Origin of the sequence: Micromonospora phytophila (assembly GCF_023656545.1) — a bacterium.
Taxonomy (GTDB): Bacteria; Actinomycetota; Actinomycetes; order Mycobacteriales; family Micromonosporaceae; genus Micromonospora; species Micromonospora phytophila.
The window spans coordinates 1-8,213 of sequence record NZ_JAMOKF010000252.1 but is presented as its reverse complement, the minus strand read 5'-3'; the positions used below and the strand labels follow the sequence as shown (position 1 = coordinate 8,213).

The following is an 8,213-nucleotide window of genomic DNA, read 5'->3' as shown; positions in this document are numbered from 1 at the left end:
TTCTCCGGCGTCGCGCCGGGCATCCGCAGCGGATAGAGCCGCACCCCGGCGGCGGTGAGCAGCTCGGCGATCCGGGCGCCGGCCGGGTCGTCGGCCAGCGCGGTCACCAGAGCGACCTCGGTGCCCTGCGCGGCGGCGAGCAACGCGGCGAGCCCGGCGCCGCCGGGCCGGTCGGTGGCCGACCGCTCGTCGAGCACCGGCACCGGTGCGTCCGGGCAGATCCGGCTGACCGAGCCGGCCACGTCCCGGTCCAGCAGGGCGTCGCCGACCACGACCAGCGGGCCGTTCATGACGCCGTCCCGTCGACGCCCCGCCCGTTGCTCCCGTGGCCGTTGCTCCCGTGGCCGTTGGGGCCGCGCCCGTTCGGGCCGTGGCCGTTGCCGGCTGGTCCGTTCGGGCCGCGGCCGTTGGCACCGTGGCCTTTGGTGTGGCTGCCAGTGGCGGCCAGCGCGCGACCGTCCAGGCCGAACCGGTCGGCGAAGCCGAGGCGCCGGGGAGCCGGCGGGGTCATCCGCGGCAGGCCCTGCACCAGTGGCAGCGCCTGGTCGACGTACTCGCAGAGCAGGTGGCTGGAGACCAGGTGCAGTTCCTGCACGACCTGGCTGTCCGGCGACGGAACGGCCAGCACGTCGTCGCAGAGGTCGGCCAGCGGGTTGGGGGTGGGGCCGGTGAGGGCCCAGCAGCGTAGGCCGGTGTCGCGGCCGGCCTGGGCTGCGGTGAGGAGGTTGGGGCTGGTGCCGCTGGTGGACAGCAGTAGGAGGATGTCGTGTTCGCGGCCGTGGGCGCGGACCTGGCGGGCGAAGACCTCGTCGTAGCCGTAGTCGTTGCCGATGGCGGTCATGGCGGAGGTTTCGGCGTGCAGGGCGATGGCGGACAGCGGTTGGCGGTCGTCGCGGAGTTTGCCGACGAGTTCGGCGGTGAGGTGCTGGGCCTCGGCGGCGCTGCCACCGTTGCCCGCCACCAGCAGCCGACCACCATCCGCCAGGCGGCGGGCCAGCGTCTCCCCCCACCGGGCCAGCAGTTCCTCGCACTGCCGGTAGGGCAGCAGCGCCGCCGCCAGGTTCGCCAGGTGGGCGTCGAGCAGCGTGCTCGCCGTCATCCGGCCACCACCCGGGTGGGCCGGCGCACCGCCGCCACGTCGCCGTAGACCTCGACCAGCCGCTCCGCCGTGGCCGCCCACGAGTACCGCTGCCGCGCCCGTTCCCGGGCCGCCGCCGCGTACGCGAACCGGCGGATCCGGTCGTCGAGCAGCCGCTGGACCGCGGCGCCCAGCGCGCGCGGGTCCCGGGCCGGGACCAGGTCACCGGTGATCCCCTCCACCACGGTGTCCTTGATCCCGCCCACGGCCGTGCCCACCACGGGCACGCCGCACGCCATCGCCTCCAGCGGGGTCAGCCCGAACGGCTCGTACCAGGGGGCGGCCACCAGGATGTCCGCCGAGCGGTACCAGCGCCCCATCTCCTCCCGGGGCACCGCGCCGACCAGCCGCACCCGGTCGGCCACCCCGCAGGTGACGGCCAGGGCCCGCAGCCGTCGGGCGTACGCGTCGGTCTCCAGCAGACCGGCCGGCGGGCCACCGACCACCACGCACTCGGCCTCGGGGACGTGCGCCATCGCCCGGATGACGGTCTGGAAGCCCTTGCGTTCGACCAGCCGGCCGACGGTGAGGATCCGGGGGCGGTCGTCGTCCTTTTCGGCCGCCGGACCCAACGGGGCGAAGGTGCCCAGGTTGACCCCGGACGGGACGACGGTCATCCGCGACCGGGGCACCCCCATCCGGACCAGCTCACCGACCTCGTCCCGGCACTGGGCGATGACCCGGTCGACCGAACGGCCCAGCTCGCGCTCGTAGCCGATCCGCCGCGCCGGACTGGTGTCCTGGACCCCCTGGTGACGTCGCTTCACCACGCCGAGGGCGTGGTACGTCTGCACGACCGGCACCCCGGTCTGCCGGCTGGCGGCCAGCGCGGCGAGGCCGCTCATCCAGAAGTGCGCGTGGATCACCTCGGGCATCCAGTCCCCGCCCCGCCACCGGTCCACCAGCCAGCGGCTGAACTCCTTCATGTGCGGCAGCAGGCCGTCCTTGGCCACCGGCTCGGCCGGCCCCGCCGGGACGTGCACGACGTCGTAGCCGTCCGGGGCGCGCACCGTCACCGGCAGGTCCACCGCGTCGCGACGGGTGTAGACCCGCACGTCGTGCCCGGCCGCCGCCAGCGCGGCGGAAAGCTCGGCGACGTGCGTGTTCTGACCGCCGGCGTCCTCGCCACCCAGCACGGCGAGCGGACTGGCGTGCTCCGAGATCATCGCGATGCGCATACTTCCTCCTCCAGCAGCCGGTCCCAGTCGGCGAGGAAACGGTCGAGGCCGTAGCGGTCCCGCGCGGCGGTGCGGGCCTCGGCCCCCGCGCGACGCGCCTCCGCCGGTTCCTCGATGAACCGGCGGGCGGCGTCCAGCAGGGTGTCGATCCGGGTGGACAGGGCTCCGGCGCCGGGAGGCACCGCCATCACCGCCTCGGTGGTGGCCAGCGCGACGACGGGCATGCCGATGGACATCGCCTCGATCAGGCTCAGCCCGAGCGACGTCCACCGGCACAGGTGCAGGTACGCCCGCCGCCGCCCCAGCTCGGTGTGCATCCGGTGCTGCGGGACGTCGTCGTGGCTGGTCACCCGGTCGGCGGGCAGGCCGAGGTGGTCCGCCAGCCCGGCCACCTTCATGCCGAAGACGTCCAGCGGGGCGATCTCGGCGAACCGGGGCAGCAGGTCGGTGCCGGTGACCCGCCACCGGCGGACCGGCTCGTTGATGACCACCGCGAGCCGGTCCAGCTCACCGGTGTAGTCGACCGTCGGCGCGACGATTCCGTGGTCGATGACGGTGGTGCGGGTGCTCCCGGTGTCCCAGAAGAGCTGGTTGAATGCGGTGACGTGGGCGACGAGCAGGTCGTCGCGGTCGGCCATGGGGTGCCGACTGTTCGGCACCTGGCCGTCCTTGGGGGTGTTGTGCTCCACGTAGACGGCCGGCACGTCCCGACCGGGTCGGCGGCCGAGCCACTCCTCGGCGAGGTCGATTTCCTCGGGGCGTTGCAGGACGACCAGGTCGACGTCGGCGCCGGCCAGGTCCTGCGGAGTGATCTCGACCGCGGTGTCGGGCCAGGGGTAGGTGGTGGCCCGGCCCAGGCCGTAGGGACCTCGGTCCGGCGTGACCGGCACCAGGTAGCGGTGCTTGCCGTGCACGAACGATGTGGTCCACGACCCGTGCACGTGCCACAGCAGGAGGTTCATCGGCCGTTCCCGCCGGTCAGGGCCGGTGCCGGCACGCCGACCGTCGACCCATCGCCGGCCGCGACCGGCTCCGGCAGCGGCTGCCGCTGCGGCTGCGGAGTCACCCCGAGCAGCCGCAGCGCGTCGAGGACCTGAGCGGGCTCGACGCCGCTGAGACAGGGATGGCCGGGCACCGGACACCGCGCGGCGCGGGTGTCCCGGCAGGCCGCGCCGGCGTCGCCGAGGCGTACGGTCGGCACCCGCCACGGCCCCCACTGCCCGAAGGGGACGGTGGGGGCGAAGAGGCTGACCACCGGTGTGCCGACCGCCGCCGCCAGGTGGGCGGGGCCGGTGTTGCCGACCACCACGCAGCGGGCGCCGGCGAGCACCCGGGCGAGCCCGGCCAGCCCGGTCCGCCCGCCCAGGTCGAGGCCGCCGGCGGCGGCGACGTACGCGGTCAGGTCCCGCTCGTCCGGTCCGCCGGTGACCACCACCCGGTGCCCGGCGGCGGCGAGCGCCGCGACGATCTCCGCGCACCGTCGGGGCGGGCAGGCGCGGGCCGGCACCGACGCGCCCGGGTGCACCACCACGTAGCCGGGTTCGGCCAGCGCCGGGTGCGGCAGCTCGCCTGGGCCGTCGAGCACCTCGGGGCGTAGGCGCAGGTGGGGTTGGTCGTGGTGGGGTAGGGCGTAGCCGGCGGCGGCGGCGAGGGAGAGGGCGCGTTCGGGTTCGGGTACGCCGGTGGGGACGCGGTGGCGGATGTCGAGCAGGGCGCCGGGGTAGTCGTCGCTGATGGCGCTGATGCGTTCGACGCCGGCGAGGCGGAGGAGCAGGGCGAGGGGTAGGGGTGATTGGTGGTAGCTGGTGAAGATGACGGCCTCGTCGGCGTGCACGGCGGTGAGGCGGTTGGTGAGTTGGTGGATGTCGGCGGGGTCGACGGGTCCGGGTGTGGGGTCGATCCAGGGCAGGCGGTGTTCGATGATGTGGTCGATGCCGGGGAGCAGTTCGGCGGCGGCGCGGCCACGGGGGCCGCAGAGCAGCACCACGCGGTCGGCGTGGGCGGCGACGGCGCGGATGCCGGGTCCGGTGACCAGCACGTCTCCGGCGGAATCGGCGCGCACCACCAGCACGGTCTTGCCGGTCCTGTCCACGCTGGTGCGCGCGGTGGCGGCGGTTTGCGGGCTGTGGGCTGCGTGGGCGGTGGTGGCGGGTCGGGGGTAGGTGGTGGGGTCGATCGCGGCCTGCCGGCGCAGGATCTCCGCCACCGCCGCCGGCAGGTCGGTGGCCACCCACGGTGCGGCGTCGACCTCCTCCGGGCGGGTCACCGGCGTCGGGACCAGGATCCCCGACGCCCCGGCGGCGAGGGCGGCTGTCATGTCCCGGCCGATGTCCCCGACCAGCACGCACCGCGCGGGTGTGGTGCCCAACTCGCGGGCGGCGGCGTGCACCAGCCCGGGCGCCGGCTTACGACACGAGCATCCGTCGCTGTCGTCGTGCGGGCACACCAGCCACGCATCGAACGGGCCCAGCAACTCCTCCACCCGGGCGTGCACCGCCCGCATCTGCGCCTCGGAGAACAACCCCCGGGCCAGACCCGACTGGTTCGTCACCACCGCCAACCGCAGACCCGCCGCCCGCAACCGGTCCAACGCCTCCCGCGCCCCCGGCACCGGCCGCACCTTCTCCGGATCACCGTTGTACGGCACATCCTCGATCACCGTGCCATCCCGATCCAGCAACACCGCGTCGAAGAGGACCGGCCCGGAGCGGACCGGGTCAGCACCGGAATCGACCCGGGCTGACCTGCGCTGATCCGGCTCCACGTGGTCCTGTCGCACAGCCGGCGGGTTCCCTGCGCCCCGAGGAGTAAACGTCAACTTCAACGCGTCGGCGGCGTCGCGAGGCCGGCGGCGTCGACACGCCGGCCCGGGGTGGCCTTACCCGTCGCCCCCGAGAAGCTAACCCGCCGGCCCTGTTAGCCCGGGTCGCACCCGGGGTATGGGGGCGCAGTGGCGATTGTGGAGAAAGTGATCGAGGCTCCCCCGGAGCAGGTGTGGGCGGTGCTCGCGGACGGCTGGACGTACAGCGACTGGGTGGTCGGCACGGTGCACGTGCGCGACGTCGACGAGGCCTGGCCCCGGGTCGGCACCCAACTGCACCACAAGGCCGGACCGTGGCCCTTCTCGTTGCAGGACGCCTCGACGGTGCTGGCCTGCGAGCCCCCGCACAAGCTGATCCTGCGGGCCGGGCTGTGGCCGGCCGGTGAGGCGATCGTGGCCTTCACCCTCGAGCCGGTGGGCGACGGGGCGACCCGGGTGCGCATCGGCGAGGACTTCGCCGCCGGCCCGCTGCGCTGGATCCGCAACAAGGTCAACGATCTGGTGCTGCACATGCGCAACCGGGAGACCCTCGACCGCCTCGCCGACATCGCCAAGCGGCAGAAGGGCCCGGAATGACGCAGACGGTGGTGGTGACCGGGGCGAGCGCCGGCGTGGGGCGGGCGGTGGCCCGGCGGTATGCCACCCGGGGGGCACGTCTGGCGCTGCTCGCCCGCGGCGAGGCGGGGCTGGCCGCGGCCGAGCGGGACTGCCGGGAGCTGGGCGCGTCCGAGGTCCGCACCTACCGGGTCGACGTGGCCGACGCGGGCGCGGTCCAGCAGGCCGCCGACGACGTGGTGCACCGGTTCGGCCGCATCGACGTCTGGGTGAACAACGCGATGGTCTCGGTCTTCGCTCCGGCGTGGGAGATCACGGCGCCGGAGTTCCGGCGGGTCACCGAGGTCAACTACCTCGGCACCGTGCACGGCACGCTGGCCGCGCTGCGCCACATGCGGGCGCGGGGCCGGGGCGCGATCGTGCAGGTCGGCTCCGCGCTGGCCTACCGGGGGATCCCGCTGCAATCGGCGTACTGCGCGAGCAAGCACGCCATTCAGGGCTTCAACGACTCGCTGCGGGCGGAACTGCTGCACGACTGCCCGGGGGTGAAGCTGTCGATGGTGCAGCTGCCGGCGATCAACACCCCGCAGTTCTCCTGGGTGCGTACCCGGCTGCCGCGGCACCCGCAGCCGGTCCCGCCGATCTTCGCACCGAAGGTGGCCGCGAAGTCGATCGTCTGGGCCGCCGACCACGGGCCGCGCGAGCTGAACGTGGGCGGCCCCACCTGGCGGGCCCGGCTCGGCGACATCCTCGTGCCCGGCCTGCTGGACCGGAAGCTGGCCCGCGGCGGCGAGGAAAGCCAGCAGACCGCGACCCCCGTCGACCCGGCCACGTGGCGCGACAACCTGGACCACCCGGGCGACGCCGAGCGGGACCGGGGCGCGGAGGGGGTCTTCACCGACCGCGCCCGCAGCCGCTCGGCAGCTCTCTGGGTCGGTACGCACAAACCGGCCGTCTCGGGCGTCGCCCTCGCCGGTCTGGCCCTGGCGGTCGGCGCCCTGACCCGCCGGCCGCGCTGACCTGGAATCGCGTCACCACACCGGCTGCGCCGCCCAGGTAGGGGAGCCTTTTCGACCCCGATGTGGCACTGGCTACCCTCTCAGGGAGCCCTGTCCGCAACCCGAGGATGTCCGACATGATCAAACCCGTGCAGTTGCCCTCGCCCTGGCAGGATGCACGCCTGACCGTTGTGGTTCCCACCTACAACGAGGCGGGCAACCTCCCGGCGCTGGTCGAGCGGCTCCTGGCCCTGCCGCTGCCGGGCCTGAGGATCCTCGTGGCCGACGACAACTCGCCGGACGGCACCGGCGAGGTGGCGGACAAGCTGGCCATCGAGCACCCGGAGCGGATCGAGGTGGTGCACCGGGCCGGCAAGGAGGGTCTGGGCCGGGCCTACGTCGACGGGATCAGCCGCGCGCTCGACGGCGGAGCGGAGTACGTCGCCCAGATGGACGCCGACCTGTCGCACCCGCCGGAGGCGCTGCCGGGCATGCTCGGTGCCCTGCTCTCCACGCAGGCCGGCGTGGTGATCGGCTCCCGCTACGTGCCCGGCGGGCAGTTGGACGAGAACTGGCCGCTCTACCGCAGGGCGCTCAGCGGCTGGGCCAACCTCTACGTGCACACGCTGCTGCAGGTGCGGATCCGCGACCTCACCGCCGGCTTCAAGATCTGGCGCGCCGACGCGTTGCACGACATCGGCCTGGAGCGCGTGCAGTCCAACGGTTACAGCTTCCAGGTGGAGATGCACTACCTCGCCACCAAGCTGGGGCACACCATCCTGGAGGTGCCGATCCGCTTCGAGGAGCGGCGCGACGGTGTGTCCAAGATGACCACCGCGACCAAGATCGAGAGCGCCCTGATGCCGTTCAAGCTCCGTACCCGCCACCGCAACATCGAGCGCTGACCCGCTGAGGCGCTGACCCGCTGGAACGCTGAGGCGCTGGAGCGCCGAGGCGCTGGGCGGCCCACGCGACGTGACCGGCACGCTCCACCGAAGCATCACGGAGCGTGCCGGTTACTCGCCGTGACCCGATTCCGCGACGGCGACACCGCAGTTCCCGCGCTTTGCTCTGCACCCCGATGCGCACCACCCCACTGAGCTGGCTCGACCGCACAGCTCGGCGAGCGAACCACCGGTGGCGTGCTACTCACGGTAACCGGCGCGGATATGGGTGCAGAGCAAAGGGCGGCTGGGGGCGTCAACCGCACCTGCCCGCGTCTCACGCTGCGTGAGCTGCCCGCGCCCCAGGCTCCGCGACCTACCCGCGTCCCAGGCTCCGCGACCTACCCGCGTCCCACGCTCCCCGACCTACCCGCGTCCCACGCTCCGCGGCCTGCCCGGTTGAGCGCCTGAGGCGGTTGGCGGTCAGCGGTAGACCGCGCGGTGCGCCGCACCGATGTCGATCCCGATGCCCTGCCGGCCGAGGTGCATGGCCTCCACCAATGTGGTGCCGCACCCGCACATCGGGTCGAACACCACATCGCCCGGCGCCGTGTACGAGCTGATCGCGTGCGCGGCCAG

Annotated in this window: 8 protein-coding genes and 1 pseudogene; 3 read left to right on the top strand and 6 right to left on the bottom strand. The window is 73.9% G+C overall.

Features of this window, described 5'->3' with window-relative positions:
- The 5 genes and pseudogenes from NCC78_RS23470 to NCC78_RS23450 all read right to left on the bottom strand — a co-directional run.
- The coding region (locus NCC78_RS23470; protein WP_250797092.1) for a PfkB family carbohydrate kinase at positions 1-290 on the bottom strand (290 nt) is incomplete at its 3' end.
- Between the two features lie 203 nt (positions 291-493).
- A pseudogene (locus NCC78_RS23465) lies at positions 494-1,099 on the bottom strand (D-sedoheptulose-7-phosphate isomerase); the annotation flags it as partial.
- Positions 1,096-2,316, bottom strand: a complete 1,221-nt coding sequence (locus tag NCC78_RS23460) for a glycosyltransferase (protein ID WP_250797091.1) — start codon at positions 2,314-2,316, stop codon at positions 1,096-1,098. The gene NCC78_RS23460 and the pseudogene NCC78_RS23465, both read right to left, overlap by 4 nt.
- Complete coding sequence (locus tag NCC78_RS23455) at positions 2,301-3,278, bottom strand: glycosyltransferase family protein (RefSeq protein WP_250797090.1); 978 nt, start codon at positions 3,276-3,278, stop codon at positions 2,301-2,303. The genes NCC78_RS23460 and NCC78_RS23455 overlap by 16 nt, the downstream gene beginning before the upstream one ends.
- Positions 3,275-5,095 (bottom strand): HAD-IIIA family hydrolase, encoded by a 1,821-nt coding sequence (locus tag NCC78_RS23450; RefSeq protein ID WP_250797089.1) that lies wholly within the window; start codon positions 5,093-5,095, stop codon positions 3,275-3,277. Before NCC78_RS23450 ends, NCC78_RS23455 begins: the two co-directional genes overlap by 4 nt.
- A 189-nt stretch (positions 5,096-5,284) precedes the next feature.
- Between NCC78_RS23450 and NCC78_RS23445 the strand changes: the two genes are divergently transcribed.
- The 3 genes from NCC78_RS23445 to NCC78_RS23435 all read left to right on the top strand — a co-directional run bounded on the left by NCC78_RS23445 (position 5,285) and on the right by NCC78_RS23435 (position 7,595).
- Positions 5,285-5,713 carry an SRPBCC family protein gene (locus NCC78_RS23445; protein WP_308220941.1) on the top strand — a complete coding sequence of 143 codons (429 nt, stop codon included), beginning with the start codon at positions 5,285-5,287 and terminating at the stop codon, positions 5,711-5,713.
- The gene (locus NCC78_RS23440; protein WP_250797087.1) at positions 5,710-6,711 is read left to right on the top strand and encodes an SDR family oxidoreductase; all 1,002 of its coding nucleotides are present in this window, start codon (positions 5,710-5,712) and stop codon (positions 6,709-6,711) included. The genes NCC78_RS23445 and NCC78_RS23440 overlap by 4 nt, the downstream gene beginning before the upstream one ends.
- A gap of 116 nt (positions 6,712-6,827) precedes the next feature.
- Complete coding sequence (locus tag NCC78_RS23435; RefSeq protein WP_250797086.1) at positions 6,828-7,595, top strand: polyprenol monophosphomannose synthase; 768 nt, start codon at positions 6,828-6,830, stop codon at positions 7,593-7,595.
- A 462-nt stretch (positions 7,596-8,057) separates the two neighbouring features.
- Here the strand turns inward: NCC78_RS23435 and NCC78_RS23430 are convergent, their stop codons facing one another.
- Positions 8,058-8,213, bottom strand: a complete 156-nt coding sequence (locus NCC78_RS23430; protein ID WP_372495186.1) for a DNA methyltransferase — start codon at positions 8,211-8,213, stop codon at positions 8,058-8,060.

Excerpts from the sequence above, each read along its gene's own strand:
- NCC78_RS23460 (WP_250797091.1), bottom strand. The coding sequence starts at position 2,316 with ATGCGCATCGCGATGATCTCGGAGCACGCCAGTCCGCTCGCCGTGCTG.
- NCC78_RS23455 (WP_250797090.1), bottom strand. The coding sequence starts at position 3,278 with ATGAACCTCCTGCTGTGGCACGTGCACGGGTCGTGGACCACATCGTTC.
- NCC78_RS23435 (WP_250797086.1), top strand. The coding sequence starts at position 6,828 with ATGATCAAACCCGTGCAGTTGCCCTCGCCCTGGCAGGATGCACGCCTG.
- NCC78_RS23440 (WP_250797087.1), top strand. The coding sequence starts at position 5,710 with ATGACGCAGACGGTGGTGGTGACCGGGGCGAGCGCCGGCGTGGGGCGG.